The sequence below is a fragment of the Candidatus Magnetominusculus dajiuhuensis genome, from assembly GCF_046044395.1.
In the GTDB taxonomy this organism is placed as follows: domain Bacteria; phylum Nitrospirota; class Thermodesulfovibrionia; order Thermodesulfovibrionales; family Magnetobacteriaceae; genus Magnetominusculus; species Magnetominusculus dajiuhuensis.
Window position 1 is genome coordinate 1 of the sequence record NZ_JBJUSG010000070.1, and the last position, 18,356, is coordinate 18,356.

19 protein-coding genes are annotated in these 18,356 nt (G+C 49.1%); all 19 read left to right on the top strand.

What is annotated here, in order from left to right; genetic code table 11:
* Positions 1-104 precede the first annotated feature (104 nt).
* The 19 genes from AB7D94_RS10465 (at position 105) to AB7D94_RS10555 (ending at position 17,899) form a co-directional block, all read left to right on the top strand.
* Entirely contained in the window at positions 105-758 is a 654-nt protein-coding gene (locus AB7D94_RS10465) for a cation efflux transmembrane domain-containing protein (RefSeq protein WP_420265820.1), read from the top strand.
* Positions 759-998: 240 nt separating this feature from the next.
* Positions 999-1,505, top strand: coding sequence for a flagellar basal body-associated FliL family protein (locus tag AB7D94_RS10470; protein ID WP_420265800.1), 507 nt, complete (start codon positions 999-1,001; stop codon positions 1,503-1,505).
* Positions 1,506-2,477, top strand: coding sequence for a flagellar motor switch protein FliM (gene fliM / locus AB7D94_RS10475; RefSeq protein ID WP_420265801.1), 972 nt, complete (start codon positions 1,506-1,508; stop codon positions 2,475-2,477).
* 60 nt (positions 2,478-2,537) lie between these two features.
* On the top strand, positions 2,538-2,855 hold the full coding sequence (fliN, locus tag AB7D94_RS10480; RefSeq protein ID WP_420265802.1) for a flagellar motor switch protein FliN: 318 nt from the start codon (positions 2,538-2,540) through the stop codon (positions 2,853-2,855).
* Positions 2,852-3,211 carry a flagellar biosynthetic protein FliO gene (gene fliO, locus AB7D94_RS10485; RefSeq protein ID WP_420265803.1) on the top strand — a complete coding sequence of 120 codons (360 nt, stop codon included), beginning with the start codon at positions 2,852-2,854 and terminating at the stop codon, positions 3,209-3,211. The genes fliN and fliO overlap by 4 nt, the downstream gene beginning before the upstream one ends.
* A gap of 2 nt (positions 3,212-3,213) precedes the next feature.
* Entirely contained in the window at positions 3,214-3,855 is a 642-nt protein-coding gene (gene fliP, locus AB7D94_RS10490; RefSeq protein ID WP_420265804.1) for a flagellar type III secretion system pore protein FliP, read from the top strand.
* Entirely contained in the window at positions 3,852-4,121 is a 270-nt protein-coding gene (fliQ, locus tag AB7D94_RS10495; RefSeq protein WP_420265806.1) for a flagellar biosynthesis protein FliQ, read from the top strand. Before fliP ends, fliQ begins: the two co-directional genes overlap by 4 nt.
* 6 nt (positions 4,122-4,127) lie before the next feature.
* Entirely contained in the window at positions 4,128-4,901 is a 774-nt protein-coding gene (locus AB7D94_RS10500) for a flagellar biosynthetic protein FliR (protein ID WP_420265807.1), read from the top strand.
* Entirely contained in the window at positions 4,901-5,935 is a 1,035-nt protein-coding gene (flhB, locus tag AB7D94_RS10505; protein WP_420265808.1) for a flagellar biosynthesis protein FlhB, read from the top strand. Before AB7D94_RS10500 ends, flhB begins: the two co-directional genes overlap by 1 nt.
* Before the next feature lies 1 nt (position 5,936).
* Positions 5,937-8,000 (top strand): flagellar biosynthesis protein FlhA, encoded by a 2,064-nt coding sequence (flhA, locus tag AB7D94_RS10510; protein WP_420265809.1) that lies wholly within the window; start codon positions 5,937-5,939, stop codon positions 7,998-8,000.
* Positions 7,990-9,306, top strand: a complete 1,317-nt coding sequence (flhF, locus tag AB7D94_RS10515; protein WP_420265810.1) for a flagellar biosynthesis GTPase FlhF — start codon at positions 7,990-7,992, stop codon at positions 9,304-9,306. The genes flhA and flhF overlap by 11 nt, the downstream gene beginning before the upstream one ends.
* A complete protein-coding gene (locus AB7D94_RS10520) occupies positions 9,300-10,136 on the top strand; it encodes a MinD/ParA family protein (RefSeq protein ID WP_420265811.1) in 837 nt (278 codons plus the stop codon). Before flhF ends, AB7D94_RS10520 begins: the two co-directional genes overlap by 7 nt.
* Before the next feature lie 6 nt (positions 10,137-10,142).
* Positions 10,143-10,886 (top strand): sigma-70 family RNA polymerase sigma factor, encoded by a 744-nt coding sequence (locus tag AB7D94_RS10525; protein ID WP_420265812.1) that lies wholly within the window; start codon positions 10,143-10,145, stop codon positions 10,884-10,886.
* Positions 10,887-11,236: 350 nt separating this feature from the next.
* The gene (locus tag AB7D94_RS10530; protein ID WP_420265814.1) at positions 11,237-13,129 is read left to right on the top strand and encodes a HEAT repeat domain-containing protein; all 1,893 of its coding nucleotides are present in this window, start codon (positions 11,237-11,239) and stop codon (positions 13,127-13,129) included.
* The gene (locus tag AB7D94_RS10535) at positions 13,126-13,947 is read left to right on the top strand and encodes a CheR family methyltransferase (protein WP_420265815.1); all 822 of its coding nucleotides are present in this window, start codon (positions 13,126-13,128) and stop codon (positions 13,945-13,947) included. The genes AB7D94_RS10530 and AB7D94_RS10535 overlap by 4 nt, the downstream gene beginning before the upstream one ends.
* A 39-nt stretch (positions 13,948-13,986) precedes the next feature.
* Positions 13,987-14,370 (top strand): response regulator, encoded by a 384-nt coding sequence (locus AB7D94_RS10540; protein ID WP_420265816.1) that lies wholly within the window; start codon positions 13,987-13,989, stop codon positions 14,368-14,370.
* Positions 14,371-14,389: 19 nt separating this feature from the next.
* A complete protein-coding gene (locus AB7D94_RS10545; protein ID WP_420265821.1) occupies positions 14,390-14,755 on the top strand; it encodes a chemotaxis response regulator CheY in 366 nt (121 codons plus the stop codon).
* A 90-nt stretch (positions 14,756-14,845) separates the two neighbouring features.
* Entirely contained in the window at positions 14,846-16,789 is a 1,944-nt protein-coding gene (locus AB7D94_RS10550) for a chemotaxis protein CheA (RefSeq protein ID WP_420265818.1), read from the top strand.
* A 45-nt stretch (positions 16,790-16,834) separates the two neighbouring features.
* On the top strand, positions 16,835-17,899 hold the full coding sequence (locus tag AB7D94_RS10555; protein ID WP_420265819.1) for a protein-glutamate methylesterase/protein-glutamine glutaminase: 1,065 nt from the start codon (positions 16,835-16,837) through the stop codon (positions 17,897-17,899).
* The last annotated feature ends 457 nt before the right edge of the window (positions 17,900-18,356 follow it).

Genomic DNA, 18,356 nt, shown 5'->3' on the forward strand with positions numbered 1-18,356 from the left:
TTTCAAAAACCCTTTTATCAATAGGTGCAAATTTCTATATCGGAGCTTGGGATAAATTCCGCCATAGATTAATCCAGCGGCACTTGGCTATAATAAGTACCGTGATGGAAAAGACCTCCTCTGATGCCCTTTACAGGTGGGCGCTTGTGCTTGCGGTAATTACCGTTTTTTATAATATCCTTGAAGGGCTTGTCTCTGTGTATTTCGGCTTTGAGGACGACGCGCTTTCTCTGTTTGGCTTTGGGCTTGATTCGTTTGTCGAGGCCGTCTCAGGCGTCGGCGTTTGGCATATGGCCGTGAGGATTCGACAAAACCCCGACGGCCCATCAGACGTATTTGAGCGGCAGACGCTTAAAATCACGGGCGGCGCCTTTTATATCCTCGCGGTCGGCCTGACAGCCTCATCGGTACTTAATATCATTCAGGGAAAACACCCGCAGACCGCCTTCTGGGGCATTGTCATCTCCTGTGTCTCCATACTGGCAATGTGGCTACTCGTTCACTATAAGATGAAAGTTGGAAAACAACTGAACTCTCAGGCGATTCTCTCAGACGCCGCCTGCACGCGTATTTGCATATATCTATCCGTTGTGCTGCTTTCAAGCAGCATCGGATACGCACTTACGGGAATTGGCTGGTTCGACTGTGCCGGGGCTATGATTATCGCGGCACTGTCATATAAAGAGGGACGTGAGGCCATAGGCAAGGCGCGCGGGAAATCGTGCTGCTGCGGCAACTCATGTGCCTCCCAAAAGTGATTCGCACGCATAGGGCGTAGTCGCTCTACATCCTGACTGGTTTTAACACCGCCTTGCAATACGTTGAAAAACCATCGCCCTGTCAACCATTTGACAGGCATTTGACAGAATAGGGGTATATTATGGTCTTGTAAAATCCCATTTAATCACCGGCAGTTAGGGATTGTCGCCGTTTAAATATGTGGCATGGATTTTGCAACCTATACCAGCGAACAGTCTTATTTTTTCTATGGAGGTAACATGACTGAAGAACCCGAAGAAGCAGCAGAACCAGTTAAGGTACAAAAAAAGTCGTTGAGCATCAAACAGATATTAATCTTTGGCGGTATTATCCTTGTACTGGCAGGCGGGGGGTTTTTTACCTATACCAAATTCTTCGCCAAGCACGAAGAAGGCAAGGAGAGCAAGGAAAGCGCTAAAGACACCGGGCACAAGGATAAGAAACCCGCGGAGCAGATACTAATCCCTATTGAGCCGCTAATTGTCAACCTCACGGATAAGAGCAGGTTTATGAAGATATCGCTTCAACTCGAAGTGGGGGACAAGAAACATGAAGATATTGTAAAGGAGAAAATGCCCCTTCTTAGAGATGCCATTATCATGCTTCTTACCAGTAAGTCCTACGAGACCATCTCAGGGTCGGACGGCAAGATGCAGTTAAAGGACGAAGTGCTCTCAAGGTTGAATCAGGCATTGGGAAAGGAAATTATATTAAACGTTTATTTTACCGAACTGATGGTGCAATAGATGAGTAACAAGATACTCTCGCAGGACGAAATTGACGCCCTTTTAAAGGGTGTGCAGAGCGGTTCGGTAGAGACCGGGTCACAGGCTCAGGAGGACAGCGGGGTCAAAACCTATGACCTCGCCAATCAGGAGAGGATAATCAGGGGCAGGATGCCTGGACTTGAAATCGCCAATGAGCGTTTCGCCAGGTTCTTCAGAAACTCCATCTCCACGATTATTCAGAAGTTTGTTGATGTCAACATACACGGGGTAGAGATGATGAAGTTCAGCGAATTTATGAAAACACTCCCGCTGCCGTCAAGCATCAACATATTCAAGATGGAGCCGCTGAAGGGGTTTTCCCTGTTTGTGCTGGGCGCTCCCGCGGTGTTTGCCTTTGTCGAGTATTTTTTCGGGGCCACTACCGCGAGGAATACGAAATCAGAGGGCCGGTATTTTACGCCCATTGAGCAGCGTATCATCAAAAAAGTGGTCGCCATGGTGCTCAAAGACCTGGCCGCCGCGTGGAAGGGCATTATAGCAGTGGAGCCTGAGCATGTGGGGTCGGAGATGAATCCGCAGTTTGTTACTATTGTCACGCCTACTGAGGTGATCATAAAGGTAGAGGTTCACCTTGAGGTAGAGGACTTCACGGGTAAGATGTATTTCTGCATCCCATACTCGGTAATTGAGCCGGTTAAGGAGAAACTATACTCTGGCATCCAGGCCGAAAAACTTGAGATAGACCAGCGCTGGGTTGGCCGTTTAAATGGAATCCTGAGACTGTCCACTGTGGATGTTTCAATTGAGTTGGCAACGGCCGAGCTTGTGATTGAGGATATTCTTGATTTACGAAAGGGAGATGTAATTCCTCTGGGGAAAAGTATCAACGAAGACATGGTGCTGAAGGTCGAGGGGATTCCCAAATTCAGATGTGTGCCGGGTCAGGTGAAGGGCAATTTGGCCGTTAAAATCACCGGCGAACAGACTTAGACGTTCAGCAACGTAGTTTTTTAAAGAGCATACAGAAAACATACTTTAAGGAGGAGATTCATGGATGTGCAAAAGGCGGATTTCCACGAATTAGATAAAGACGGCAACGTCGAGGGTGCCAGGGATATTAAGTTCCTGCTCGATATACCGCTTATGATAACGGTGGAGATAGGCAGGACAAAGATGCTCATAAACGATTTGCTTCAGCTTGGGCAAGGCTCGGTAATTGAGCTGGATAAACTTGCCGGCGAGGCTATGGAAATACTCGTCAACAACAAGGTAATAGCCAAAGGCGAGGTCGTAGTGGTAAACGAAAAGTTCGGCATCAGGCTTACTGATGTCGTAAGCCCAACTGACAGGTTGAAACAACTGAGATGATAGACACCGTGTTTCAGGTATTCATCGCGCTTGTGGTGGTGATTTTTTTGATTTACACCATCGCCTTCGCGGCGAAAAAAAGGCGCGGAGGCAGCGCCTTCCTGAGCATGATAGAGTATCTGTCACTTGGTCCCAAAAGAGGCATTGCCGTTGTCAGGGTGGGGAAAAAGGCACTCGTTCTCGGTGTGACGCAGACAGATTTCAAACTGCTGAAGACACTTGGAGAACAGGAAGTCCAGGAAATCGCCTTTAAAAAAACCCTTGACACTGAGATGTCCCGTGGGCATGGCATGGTGTCTGATGTGGCCAACCGCATAAAAAACATTTTTGCCGGCAAGACGGACAAGGAGAGCTGACCATGGGCGCGCTCAACATAGACCATCCGCTTATATCAATGTTTTTTTTGATAAGTTTTCTGTCCCTTATTCCGGCGATTCTTATGATGTTTACGTCGTTTACGAGGATAGTAATCGTGTTGTCCCTTTTAAGGCAGGCATTGGGAGGCCCTCAAATCCCACCGAATACTGTTCTTATCGGCATATCACTGTTTATAACCCTTTTTGTCATGTATCCGACACTGGACACCCTTGCCAGTGAGTCCATAGTCCCGTTTATGGATAAGAAGATAACAGCGTCAGAGGCCATTAAGAGGGGTGAAAGGCCAGTCAAGGACTTTATGATGAGGCAGACGCGGGAGAAAGACCTCGCCCTGTTTTTAAAACTCGCGAAGGTGGAAACTCCCAAAGAACCGATGGACACACCTATGAAGGTGGCGGCCCCGGCGTTCGTGATAAGCGAGCTTAAGACGGCCTTTGAGATGGGGTTTCTGCTCTATCTGCCCTTTATCATCATTGACATGGTCGTAGCCAGCGTGATGCTCTCAATGGGTATGATGATGGTTCCGCCGGTGATGATATCGCTGCCCTTTAAACTATTACTTTTTGTGCTTGTTGATGGCTGGAACATCGTTATTGGCAGCATTGTGAGGAGCTTCCATTGACCGTAGAACTAATAAAAGATCTGTCTTTTGATGTGTTTAAAACCCTGCTCATGGTGGCTGGGCCGATGCTCATAGTGAGCATGACTGTGGGGCTTGCGGTGAGCTTCTTTCAGGCGATTACACAGATACAGGAGTTCACGCTTACGTTTGTGCCAAAGGTCGTAGCGGTGTTTTTGTGCGTGTTTATAATGATGCCGTGGATTGCGCGCGTGATGATTGGCTTTACGCTGCGTCTGATAGACAAACTGCCGGATTACGTGAGGTAACGACTGATGGAAGAGCTGATTAACTCAGGACTGGTGTCTAAGCAGATAGGGAATTTTGCGCTGGTACTGTTAAGGGTCTCCATAGTGATGGCGATGCTGCCCATATTTAGCAGCCAAAACATCTCTCCTCAGTACAAGATTGCCTTTTCGGTGGCGCTTGCGTTGTTGATAACCCCGCTTGTGAATTTTAACCTCGACGGCAAAGAGGAGATTGTGTTTACCGTATTTAAGGAGATAGTGCTTGCCATGGCGCTTGGGGCGGCGGCAAGGCTGGTCTTTTTCGCCGCGGATATGGCAGGGCAGTTGATGAGTAACGGGATGTCCTTGTCTATTGCGACATCCTTCGACCCGGAGTTCGGCCAATCGGCTGAGGTATCGCGTTTTCTGGGTGTCCTGGTAACGCTGCTTTTTTTCATAATGGATATACACCATGACCTTATTGGCGCGCTTGTGAAGAGTTTTGAGGTGCTTCCCCCCGGCCAGATAAGGGTGAATCCGCTGATGATATACAGTTTTTCTGGTGGATCAAAGGTCTTTATCCTGGCGTTAAAGCTGGCCGCCCCTGTGATGGTGGGGATGGTGGTTGCCAACCTCCTGCTTGGACTTTTATATAAGGCAGCCCCTCAGATAAACATCATGTTCGTTAGTTTCCCCATATTTCTATTTGTCGGCCTTATACTTATGATGCTTACGATGCCCGTGTTTCTCAGGGTTATCGAGGGGCAGTTTGACAATCTCAAAGGCGTTTTGTATGAAACGCTGTTAACGGCGAGACCCTGATGGCAGAACAGCAGGAAAGAACAGAACAAGCTACACCGCGCCGGCGGCAAAAGGCCAGAGAAAAAGGCCAGATGCCGCGAAGCAGGGAGCTTACCACGGCCGCTGGCATGGCCGGGCTGCTCCTTGTTATTCACTATGGCGGGGCAAACTTTATGTTTAAGATGAAGGATGTTACGGCTAAATTCCTGTCCTTTCAATATGGACATGACCCTTTCAGGGCGATAAATGTGGCGATGCTGAAGTCCTTTATGATGCTTCTGCCGTTTTTCCTTGGCATCATGGTGTGTGCGGTTGCCTCGGAAATCTTCCAGGTGGGGTTTATGTTAAAACCCTACGAGCCTAAACTATCCCGGCTTAACCCTATGTCCGGCCTTGGCAAGCTGTTCTCTACGGACGTGCTGGTGGAATTCGTAAAGAGTTTTACTAAGTTCCTCGGCGGCGGCCTCGTCTTTTACTTCATAGTAAGAAGGGATATATACAGATGGCCGCTTCTGATGACGAAAGAACTTGTTCAGATTGTATCGGGCACCTATGGGTTTGTCATGAGCGCTATGGTATGGGGCCTGCTCTATCTCTTTATCATAGCGGTGCTTAGTTACGCCTTTGCGAGATGGCAGTTTGAGAAATCCATAAGGATGTCCAAAGAAGAGATAAAAGAGGAATACAAAGAAACAGAGGGTGACCCTAAGATAAAATCCAGAATCAGGTCCATACAGCGTGAACAGGCAAGGAAGCGTATGATGGCCGAGGTTCCAAAGGCCACAGTGGTAATAACCAACCCGACTCATCTTGCCATAGCGCTCCTCTACAAGGGAGATAAGATGTCCGCTCCAAAGATAACGGCAAAGGGCTCCGGCTATATAGCCGAGAAGATAAGGAAGATAGCGCGTGAAAACCGCATTCCCATCTATGAGGACAAGCCTCTGGCGCGTGCGCTTTTTCAGTTCGAAATCGGAGAGTTCGTCCCGCAAGAGCTATACAAGGCGGTTGCGCGTATACTGGCATATATCTATCAATTAAAGGGTAAGGTGTAATATGGCGGAGATGGCTGTCAACATTGCAGACATGAATATTTTAAAGCTGATACGGGAGCGCGCGGAGATATTCGTCTCTATCGGCGTGGTTGCCATACTGGTTGTGATGATCATCCCGCTGCCGCCGATTCTCCTGGATTTGCTGTTGGCCTTGTCCATATCCATATCTGTGATGACCCTGATAATCAGCGTATATGTGCAGAAACCTCTGGATTTCTCCGTATTTCCAACAATGCTTCTGATAACCACACTGTACAGGCTTTCGCTGAATGTCGCCACAACGAGGCTGATACTTATAAACGGCCACGAGGGAACGGACGCGGCGGGGCACGTTATCAAGTCGTTTGGAAATTTTGTAATAGGCGGCAACTATGCAGTAGGCCTGATAATATTCTTAATCCTTGTCATCGTAAACTTCGTGGTTATCACTAAGGGTTCAGGAAGAATCGCGGAAGTGGCGGCAAGATTTACATTGGACGCCATGCCCGGCAAGCAGATGGCCATAGACGCCGACCTTAACGCCGGCCTGATAGACGAAAAAGGGGCAAGAAAGCGGCGTGAGACAATCGCCCAGGAGGCCGACTTCTACGGCGCGATGGACGGTGCAAGCAAGTTCGTAAGAGGCGACGCCATAGCCGCGCTCATCATAACCGCTATCAATATTTTTGGCGGCATAATCATAGGGGTGCTGCAAAGGGGGATGCCCATTGTTGAGGCCCTCAAGACTTATACGGTGCTGTCGGTAGGTGATGGTCTGGTGTCTCAGGTACCGGCGCTGTTGATTTCAACGGCGGCAGGTCTCGTAGTCAGCCGCGCTGGCAAGGAATCCGACTTAGGAAAGGACATCTCAGAGCAGGTTATTGTGAACCCCAAGGCGCTCTACACGACCTCAGGGATACTGTTTGCCTTTGCCGTTGTGCCGGGGATGCCGCATATGCCGTTTTTGATTATCTCTGCTGCCGCCTCCGGCCTTGCTTACATGATTACATCTGCCGGTAAAAAAGAGGCCGCGGCACAAGTACAGCCAGAGGCGCCAATAGAGGAGCCAAAGATAGACGCCTTTACAGAGTTAGACCCTCTTACGCTTGAAATCGGCTACGGGCTTATCCCCATAGTGGAAGAGCAAAAGGGAGAGCTGCTTAGTAAGATTAAATCAATGAGGAGACAGCTTGCCAAGGAGATTGGTTTTGTCATACCCCCTGTGCATATCAGGGACAACCTGCAGCTGCGGCCACATGAGTACAGCTTCTCTTTGAAGGGCATTGAGGTGGCCAAGTACGAGATAATGATGGGCTACTATCTTGCCGTGGCGGGAGATGACACGCACCCGATTGACGGGATACCGGCAAAAGAGCCTGCCTTTGGCCTGCCAGCGTTATGGGTGGAACAGTCAAGGGTGGAAGAGGCTCAGCTTGCCGGCTATATGGTCGTTGACAATGCCACAGTTATTGCCACACATCTGACGGAACTGATAAGAAAGCACTGTTGGGAGCTTCTGTCAAGGAGCGAGGTTCAGAACATCCTCGACAGCGTATCAAAGAGCTATCCTAAGATAGTGGAGGAGCTGATGTCTATCTCCACGCTCGGCAACGTGCAGCGAGTGATGCAGAATCTGCTGAGAGAACGTGTGCCTATAAACGATGTTATGGCCATACTTGAGACCATCTTAGACTACGGGGCGCAGATGAAAGACGCCGAAGTGCTGACAGAGTTCGCCAGACAGGCGCTAAGCAGACACATAACAAGGCAATATTCCACACCAGACGGCACCATACCGGTGTTTACACTCGACCAGAGGTATGAAAACATGCTCTTGAGGAGCCTCCAGACCGGCGAGGCCATAAGCCCGGTCGTTGTAAGTAAACTGGTCAAGGGATTAGAGGTATTAATAGAAAGCGAGAGCCACAGAGGGGTACAGCCGATAGTCCTGACATCGGTTCAGGTCAGGCGGCATGTAAAGAAATTAATGGAAAAATTCCTGCCGGCAGTCGTCGTGTTGTCAAACGCTGAGATTTCAGCCGCCGGTAAACTCTATACAATGGGGGTAGTGAAGTATGAAGATTAAAAAGTTCCAGGCTAAAAGTTTTGCGGAAGCACTTGTAATGGTAAAGAAAGAACTCAGCGACGACGCGATAATCCTGTCAACTGAGGAAGGAGACGGCGGTGTTGAGGTCACAGCCGCGGTGGACTACGACATGCAAAAGGCAAGGCCTTACAACAAATCCACAGAGATGCTCCACAACAGCATAAGGATGTTTAACAAGGGCGGCAACAACGACACAGACGAAGAGGATAAGGCTGCCGACGTGGTATCAATAAAATCCTCCGCCAGGCCAAAGTCATTCGCGGCGGGGTTGTTCAAAAAAGAGCAGACGCCTGAGGAACTCCCGCTTGCAGGCTCCAAAAAACACGCGGCGGACAATTCCCCCGCCCCCACCACAAGGACAACGCCCATGCGCTCCACCTCGCGCACAGAGGGCCACGCCCATGACACCGACTCCACAGGGCAAAGCGGTATAAGCAATGTTATCAGCACCATGGCGTCAAACATATCCACAGAAATAGAACACCTCAGAGAGACTATCGAGGATATGAAAAACATGGGCTTTGAGATGTCCCTGCCGCCCAAAAAGAAAGCCCTGCTTAGTTATTTAAAGGAACGCTCAATTCGTGATGAGTATGCTATACTACTGTGTGAGAAGGCCAAAGAGGTTCAGGACATACTACCCATAATAACGTCCCACATAAAGGTCAAGAAAAGTGACAGCGACATGAAGGCGGTAATGGTAATAGGCCCTACCGGCGTGGGAAAGACTACGACTGTGGCAAAGCTGGCCGCTCATTCCATAAAAGAGGGCAAAAAGACGGCCATCATTAACTTTGACACATACAGGATAGGGGCGGTGGAGCAGGTGCGCATATACGCCAGAATACTTGGAATTCCGCTTGCCGTGGCATCCACACCCGGCGAGCTTAAGACCTCCCTGCTGCGCTTTGCGGAGACGAAAGACGTGATTTACATAGACACCACGGGCAGAAACCCGAAAGATAACGAGTACCTCGATAGCATAAACGATATATGCGAGACAGAAGTGCCGCTGGAGACGCACCTGCTGATGAGTGCCAACACCGACGACGAATTCATGGCCGAGTCATACAGGTACTACAGAACCGTGCCGGTTAACTATCTCGGCTTTACGAAAGTAGATGAGGCGGTAAGATACGGCGGTCTGTACAACACCCTGATGATGTACAGCAAACCGGTGGCATATGTAACAACAGGACAAAAGGTCCCCGACGACATAGATTTTACCGCGGTTGAGGGCATAGCCGGCCTCATCCTGAAGAAGGAGTGTTACAATAGATGTTAAATGACGGGCGCACAAAAAAGAAACACATCATGACCATAGCCGTGGCAAGCGGCAAGGGGGGAGTGGGCAAGACCAACATTGTGGCGAATCTGGCCATAGCCATGAGAAAAATGGGCAGAAATGTGTTGATTCTTGACGCCGACCTTGGGCTGAGCAACATAGATGTGCTGCTGCAACTGGCGCCCGAATATAACATACAAAATGTGATAAACGGTGAGATGTCCCTCAATGAGATAATAGTAAAAGGCCCGCACGGGATAATGATCCTGCCCGCCACATCGGGCGTGCAGGAGCTGACGGTACTGGACGAGTTCCAGAGGCTGCGGCTGCTGGAGGAATTTGAGTCCTTTGATGAGGACATAGACGTTCTGTTGATAGATACGGCGGCGGGCATATCGGACAACGTGGCCTTTTTCTGTATAGCCGCACAGGAGATAGTAATAGTCACCTCGCCTGAGCCAACGGCAATGACCGACGCCTATGCCCTCATAAAAGTACTCTATACCCGGTATCAGGAGAAGGCATTCAGCATTCTGGTAAACTCAGTAAAGAGCGGAACCGAGGCGAAGGAGGTTTTTAAACGCCTCTCAACCGCGGCCGATAAGTTTCTCAACATCTCATTAAATTACGTGGGCTTTATCCCGTTTGATGAGGCGGTGCGCATGTCCGTAAGGGCACAGCGGGCATTCATAGACGCCTACCCAAATTCGCAGGCCGCTAAGAAGATAATGGACCTGGCCGTTACAATACTTGGCCGGGCGGAGCCTGTTGTTAAGGGCACTATACAATTTTTCTTCAGCAATCTGCTTTCGACGGCCTCCGAAGGATAACCCAACGTGGACACGAAGATATATAAAGCCGCAATAACCGACGAAAAGAAGGAAGAGGTAATAAAGGATTTTCTTCCTTTTATAAAATATACCGCGTACAGGCTGTCTCACAGGCTGCCCCCGCAGTTGACCTCTGACGACTTAATAAGCGTGGGGGTTATCGGCCTTCTCGACTCGCTTGACAACTACGACTCGACGCGGGCAAAACTAAAGACCTATGCGGAGTTCAGAATCAAGGGCGCGATGCTGGATGAGATAAGGGCGTTTGACACATCCTCGCGTTCACTGAAGGAGAAGGTCAACGAGTTGAAGGACGCCTGCGTAAAACTTGAGAAGCAACTATGCAGACCCCCTGACGGCGACGAAGTGGCAAAGCACCTGAATATGTCCCTTGACGACTATTTTAAGATACTCAAAGACGCCGACGCTGTTATCACACTCAGGTTTGACGATTTCGGCTCAAAGACCCCCGGCGGCGAAGAGATGAATTTATTAGAGAACATCCCTGACGAAACGACGCGCGACCCGCTCAGGCAGCTCATGGACTTATCTAAGAAGGCTATCCTTGCCGAGTTGATATCAAAACTTCCCCAGAAGGAGAAAATGGTGCTTTCGCTCTACTACTGGGATGAACTTACGATGAAGGAAATAGGCAAGGTGTTAAGCCTGTCTGAAGGCAGGGTGTGCCAGCTTCACAGCCAGGCCATCCTCAGGCTAAAGGGAAAGTTAAACAGCGATGTGGGAATATAGAGTGGGGCAAACACATTTGAAAAATAAAGCAGAAGATACCTATGCAATCATTCCGGCTTGTCCCTTGCCGTCATTCCAGCTTGTCCCTTGTCGTCATTCCGGCTTGTCCGGAATCTTCCCTTTAGTGGGAGGTTCATGATGATTGTGCATATTCTGAGACGTAAGGACAGATTCCGGACAAGCCGGAATGACAAAAATAAGGGGAATGACAAAAATAAGGGAGGCAATTTCTAATGCGTTTGCATTGGAATATAGAGGATGGGTGTTTTTTATCAATGAAAAAATTGTATAATAGCGGGGTTGCTGTGAAATGTTGATACCGACGCTGATAACCGGCAGTAATTAACCATATGGCTCGGACAAAAAAATATGATAAATTAGTCCTTGATATATCGCACCCCGATATTTCGAGGCGGAGGCAAGTTGCCTCCATGCTTGGCGAGACTGACGAAAGGGCGCTGTACCCGCTGATTAAGCTGCTGCTGGACGACAGCCCCGCCGTTGTGGACGCCGCCATGCAGTCAATATTAAATATAGGGGGGGAGGCAGCCGCCTACATGCTTATCCCCGTGCTTAGAAAAGGTCCGGCACAGAGAAACGCCGCACTCCTGATACTGAAAGACCTCGGTGCCAGCACAGTCCCCCTGCTCTATGATTTGTTGAATGACAAGGACGACGATATGAGAAAATTTGCCCTCGACCTGCTCGGCGACATTGCAGTGACGGTGGAGGTTGATAAAATCCTGCCTACACTCAAAGACCCAAACGCAAACGTAAGGGCGGCCGCGTGTCGGGCGCTGGGGCTGTTGAAGACTGAAGGCGCGGTGGCGCACTTAGAGGGTGCGCTTAAGGACGAGGAATGGGTGGCGTTTTCCGCCCTTGAGGCCCTTGGGGAGATTGGAAACGCCAGTGCTGTGGCCGCAATTGACAATATCTGCAAAATCGGCTCAAGTGTGCTTCAATTCTCCGCGATAGAAACACTGGGGAAGATTCCTTCTGAACACTCAAAGGAGGCCATAATCGGATGTCTTAATCGAAGCACGGCACAGGACATCGGGGGGGGCGGCCTTTCAGATGTGCTCAAGGCCGCGGCCTTAAAGAGCCTTGTCAGCTTGGGGATAGGCCAGGATATGGGCTATTTGGCGCCTGAGCTTTTGGGGATGCTCAATAGCGGCGATTGGGAAGAGAAGATGACGGCGGTCAAAGGGTTAAAGATGCTGCGCGACAACAGAGCGGTTGAAGGACTGCTTGACGCCGCCGGCTCTCTGGATACATCAAACATTGAGGCTGAGGAGCATTATAAAAAAATAGAGGACGCCTTAATTGAGACAGCCGACTGTGATACGCTGCTGGAGATATTGGACAGTGGGCGGTTAAAAAACCGCGGCGAGGCATTGTTGGTCGAGCTGCTTGGGAGACTTAAATGCACAGAGGCGGCAGCACGGCTAATCCAATTGCTTCGCGGCTCATACCGCGATATCCGAAGGGGGGCGGCAAAGGCGCTGGTTGAAATAGCGGACGAGAGTGCTGTTGACCCTCTTATAGCGGCCCTGAAGGACGAGGACTGCCATGTTAAACGGCAGGTGGTCTATGCCCTCAGAAAACTGGGAAACAAGAAGGCCTTTCGCCCTATATTAGACCTGCTTGATACTGAGAAGTGCGAGGATGTAATTGATGAGGCGGTAAAGGCCCTCATAGGGATGGAATCAAGGAAGTTCTTAAAGAACATTGACTTTTATCCGAAAAAATTGAAGCAATATATAGCCAGGTACGCCTCGGACGAGGAGGTATTATTAAGGCTCGCGTTGCACGAGGACGAAGAGCTGAGGATAGCGGCCATGAGGAGGTTATCGTCGCTGCGGCCTGATGAGGACATTTCGCGGGCAGTTGCGGCAAGGCTGGATACAGACCTCAGCGACCCTAACCCCGAAGTAAGAAAGACAGCCATAATAAGCCTTGCAAAAAGGGGCGAGTTCTCAGACACAATGCTAAACGCCTTAAACGATATGGACGTTTGGGTGAGAGTCCATACGATAAAGGCCGTGACGGCAATTGGTGGCTACGAGCATCTGGACAAATTATACGCTATGCTGAAAGACGAAGAGCTCCTCGTAGTTATGGTAACAATAGACGCCATGATAGAAATCGGAGGCCCTGAGACGTATGAGAAATTAGCCGAACTACGCAGCCATCCCGACGAATATGTCAGGGCAAGGATAGAGGAGGTCATTCACCGCTTATGACAGTGCTAAAGGACGAGACTTTTAAGAAATTCAGGGATTTTATCTACGAACAGAGCGGGATTTTCATCCCTGACACTAAGAAATATTTTATAGAAAACAGACTGAGCAAGAGGCTTGAGGAAAAGAATCTGTGCAGTTACGACGACTATTTATATATGTTGAAATATAGCGCCAACAAAGAAGAGATGAAGGTACTTTTTGATAAAATAACAACAAACGAGACATTTTTCTTCAGAGAGGTAAAACAGCTTGAGGTCTTTGTGCGCGGCGAGGCACCAAGGTTAATCGCAAGGCGCAAACCACCGGCCTTAAGGGTATGGTGCGCGGCCAGCTCAACCGGCGAGGAGCCATACACGCTGGCGATGATGCTGATGGAGAACCCTCAGACAAGCGGCGTAAAATTTGACATACTGGCATCTGACATAAGTGACTCCGTGTTGCAAAAGGCACAGTGTGCCTCATACGGGCAATATGCCATGAGAAACGTGCCGGATATTTATTTAAAGAAATATTTTAAACTCAACGGCAACTCTAACCATCACCTTTCTCCGGTCATCAAGTCAAGGGTAAGATTCTCGCAAATCAATCTGCTGGACGAAAAAAGAATAAAGGCCATAAGAGATATAGACGCTATATTTTGTAGAAACGTGCTAATATACTTTGATAAGAAGGCGAAGGTAAAGGTGATAGAGAACCTTTATGAGACCCTGAGACCGGGCGGCTGCCTGTTTATAGGCATGGCCGAGAGCCTTCACGACATAACGAGGCTGTTAAAGCCGATGGTCGTTGACAAAACGGTGGTGTATCAGAAGACCTGACAATGTGATGAAAGACATCACAGGAGCGCTGGACATATTATGAGAATCATGATAGTGGATGACGACAAAACGACAAGGAAGATACTGGGTCTGTATCTGACAAAAAAAGGCCATCAGCCGGTGTTCGCGGAAAACGGTCTCGACGCTATAGAGAAACTGGCCTCAAATGAGGTTGACATCATAATGACTGATTTGAATATGCCGTATATGGATGGGTTAGAGTTGACAAAGCAATTGAAAAACAACCCGGCGTTTCAGTCAATACCGATATTGATGTTAACTACTGAAACCGACGATGAGGAAAAGGGCAAGGCCAACGACGCTGGCATAAACGCATATATGGTAAAACCCGTCTCCGCCGAGACGGTTGACACGATGATAAGACAAATGACAATCTTAAAACAACAACAGGAGGGCAAATAGGATGGCGTACAACACAGCAATGAAGATACTGGTAGTGGACGACTTCGCAACAATGAGAAGGATAATAAAGAACATCCTCAAGCAGTTGGGCATGAACGATGTCGAAGAGGCCGAGGATGGCGAGCAGGCGTTTAAGAAGCTCCAGGCGGGAAAGTTCGACTTCCTGATAACTGACTGGAATATGCCAAACTGCACGGGGCTTGAGCTATTAAAAATGGTAAGGGCTGACGAGAAGCTAAAGGCAATGCCCGTACTTATGGTAACGGCTGAGGCAGAGAAGGAGCAGGTTATAGAGGCCATCAAGTCAGGCGTGAATAACTATGTGATGAAACCGTTTACATCGGACGTACTAAAGCAAAAGCTGGATAAGATATTTAACAAATAGCCTGCTGACGGAGGCATATCTATGAGACGCCAGGCCAGCCGGATTTGGATTTAGCCCATTGACGGGAAGATTGCCAAAAGGAGGGATTTTATGTCCGATGAAATGGATGAAATAATAAACGACTTTCTGATTGAGACTACAGAAATAGTCGAGGACCTCAGCCAGAAGTTTGTGGAGCTGGAAAACGACAAGGATAATCAGGAACTGGTAAACGGCATATTTCGCTCCGTACATACGATAAAAGGCGCTTCGGGATTCTTAGGATTTAACCAAATGGTGCAGTTGACCCATATAACCGAAAGTGTTTTAAAAAAGATAAAAGACGGCGATATCCCATTAACCCCCGGCGTAATGGACGTCATACTGGAGTCCATAGACAACGTGAAGGTGCTGCTTGAGCATATAAAGGCCAAAGACGGTATCGAAGAGGACCTCACAGGGATACTGGCGTCACTTCAACAGGTATACGACCAGGCAGGGGCACCCGCAACCGCTCCACCCCCACAGACCATCCAACAGGTGGAAATACCGGCGGCACCCGCCGAAGACGCGGCATCCAGTGGCAGTGGCCCCACGATTGAGGAGCTTGACGCCCTTATGGAGGCGCAAAGCGACATGCTCCTCAAGCCGGTTGGCGAAATCCTCGTTGAGGGAGGTTCAGTTACAACAGAAGAGGTTGACGACGCCCTCAAGATTCAGAACATGATAAAAGAATCCGTTGACACGGGCGAAGTGCCAAAGGTCGGCGATATATTGGCGGCAACAGATAAGGTATCAAAGGAGGAAGTCAAAAAGGCGCTGTCAAAACAAACAACGCCCGAAAAAGATAAACCTCCGCAGCAGGCGGAGCAGACCATCAGGGTGGACGTAGAGAGGCTGGACAATGTGTTGAATCTGGTTGGGGAGCTTGTCCTTGCCAGAAACAGACTGATGAAGGTCGTCTCTAACCTCGAACTAAAATATACTGACAACACGGACGTAGCCCCGCTTGCCGAGCTGACGGCATTTATAAATTTGATAACAACAGACCTCCAACTGGCGGTGATGAAGACAAGGATGCAGGCTGTCAGGAAGGTTTTCAATAAATTCCCACGCATGGTAAGAGACCTTGCCCGCTCTATGAAGAAGGATGTCGAGCTGGCCCTCTCTGGTGAGGACACGGAACTCGATAAGTCAATAATAGAGGAAATCGGCGACCCGCTGGTGCATTTAGTCAGAAACTCTGTTGACCACGGAGTGGAGATGCCCGATGACAGGGCGAAGGTGGGCAAACCCAGAGGCGGCACGGTACTGTTGTCGGCCTATCAGGAGGGCAATAACATAGTGCTCTCCATAGAGGACGACGGCAAGGGAATAGATGTGGAGATGTTGAAGGAAAAAATAGTGGAAAAGGGTCTGTCAACGCCGGACGAGCTTGAGAGGCTGTCAACGAAGGAAATCCTCGATTTTATATTTCTACCGGGGTTTTCAACGGCAAAGGTGGTCTCAGACGTATCAGGGCGCGGCGTAGGGATGGACGTTGTAAAGACAAATATTATGAAATTAAATGGCACTATTACGATTGAGACTGAAAAGGGGAAAGGGACAAAGTTTCTCCTGCGGTTGCCGCTGACCCTTGCAATCATACAGGCGCTGATGGTTGGCGTGGGCACTGAGGTGTTTGCCGTGCCGCTTGCCTCTGTCGTAGAGACGGTGCGCATAGACCAGTCCAGTATAAAGACCATCAGGGGGCAGGAGACGGTAATCCTGAGAAACGAGATAGTGCCGGTACACAGGCTGGCGAACAAGTTCTTTCTGCCTATGGGGCAGTCAAACGGTGGGCATAAGATGTATCTCGTGGTTATACTTGTAGGAGAGAAAAAGTTCGGCATGATGGTTGATAAATTATTCGGACAGGAAGAGGTCGTGATAAAATCAATAGAAGGGTTCTCTAACAGCTCGGAAGGCATAGCAGGGGCGACGATAACCGGAGACGGCAAAGTGGTATTAATCCTTGACCCGGCTGTGATGTTCGTCGGTGACCTGCGTACATAGATTATAGTGGATATGGATAAGAGAAGGGATGGATAAGTTGAAGATATGGATAAAATAAAGGTATTGATAGTTGACGATTCGGCGTTTATGAGAAATGCCCTTAAGAGTATGATCTCCTCAGACAGTGATTTACAGGTAGTCGGGGTTGCGTGCGACGGGGTGGAGGCAATAGAGAAGGTCATGTCTCTGAAGCCAGACATTGTGACTATGGATGTGGAAATGCCTAAGATGGACGGCTTAGAGGCGCTGAAGCAGATAATGGCTAAGTGCCCTGTTGCTGTGGTGATGCTAAGCTCTCTGACCGTAGAGGGCGCCAGGACGACGCTTAAGGCGTTTGAGCTTGGCGCTGTGGATTTTATTCCTAAGAATCTCTCAGATTTATCAATAAACATAATGAATATAAAACTGATGTTGATAGATAAGTTAAAACAAATCGGCGGCAAGAATGGGCAGCTAAACAAACGTCCTGTTGATGAGCCGGTACAACAATCAGCGCCTTCACCACATGTAAATCACACGAAGGTTGTAAAATTTTCGTCGTCAAAGAAGATGGCGATTGTGGCGATAGGGACGTCAACAGGAGGCCCGAAGGCTCTTCAGACAGTGGTACCCCTGTTGCCGAAAAACTTTCCAGTCCCCATTGTAATCTCGCAGCATATGCCAGCCACGTTTACCGGCCCGTTTGCTGAGCGTCTTAACCAGTTGAGCCAGATTCATGTAAAAGAGGCCAAACAAGGCGAGAAGATAGAAAACGGCATAGTCTATATAGCCCCCGGCTCCGGACACATGAGCCTGATAAAAAAGGGCACAGACAGGATAATAAACATCGCCGACAACGCCGAGTATATATACAAACCCTCAGTGGATGTGATGATGCTGTCTGTGGCGGCGGCAAACCCTGGGGCGTGTCTCGGTGTTATTCTCACCGGAATGGGCAACGATGGCCTGAAGGGAATGAAGGCGATACGGGAATGCGGCGGTCGTACAATAGCCCAGAACGAGGACACATGCGTGGTGTATGGGATGCCAAAGGCCGTGGTGGATGCGGGGATTGCTGATAAAATCGTGGCTATTAACGGCATTGCCGGTGAGATAATAAACTCAATATAGGATTAAAGACGAAGGGGGATAATCCCCCTTCACCCCATAAATCTCGCCACGCTTTATTTATTAATTTTGGGCTGCCGCCCGTTGGCGGCTTCAGAATTCCGGGGCGGCTTCAGTACTCCGGCTACAGGCTATTATGAACTCACCGTTAGTCCGTCATTCCGGCTTGTCCGGAATCTTATTTGGCTTGAGAATGCGTGGAGACTGATTCCGGACAAGCCGGAATGACGACAAGGCAAGACGGTGAAACAATTTGGTGAAACAATTTTTTGTCGCAGAGTGAGGTTGCGGAGACAATTTTTTTGTCGGGTGAGATTGGTTATATAATCTACTAAAACATACAATCTACTAAAACCCAATGGCTTAGCGCTTTACAGCCACTATGTAATTACCCTTCCCTGCCCCTGTCTGTCATTCCTGCGAACAGACTGTGTCACAATAGTAAAGCAGCCCCCCCCCC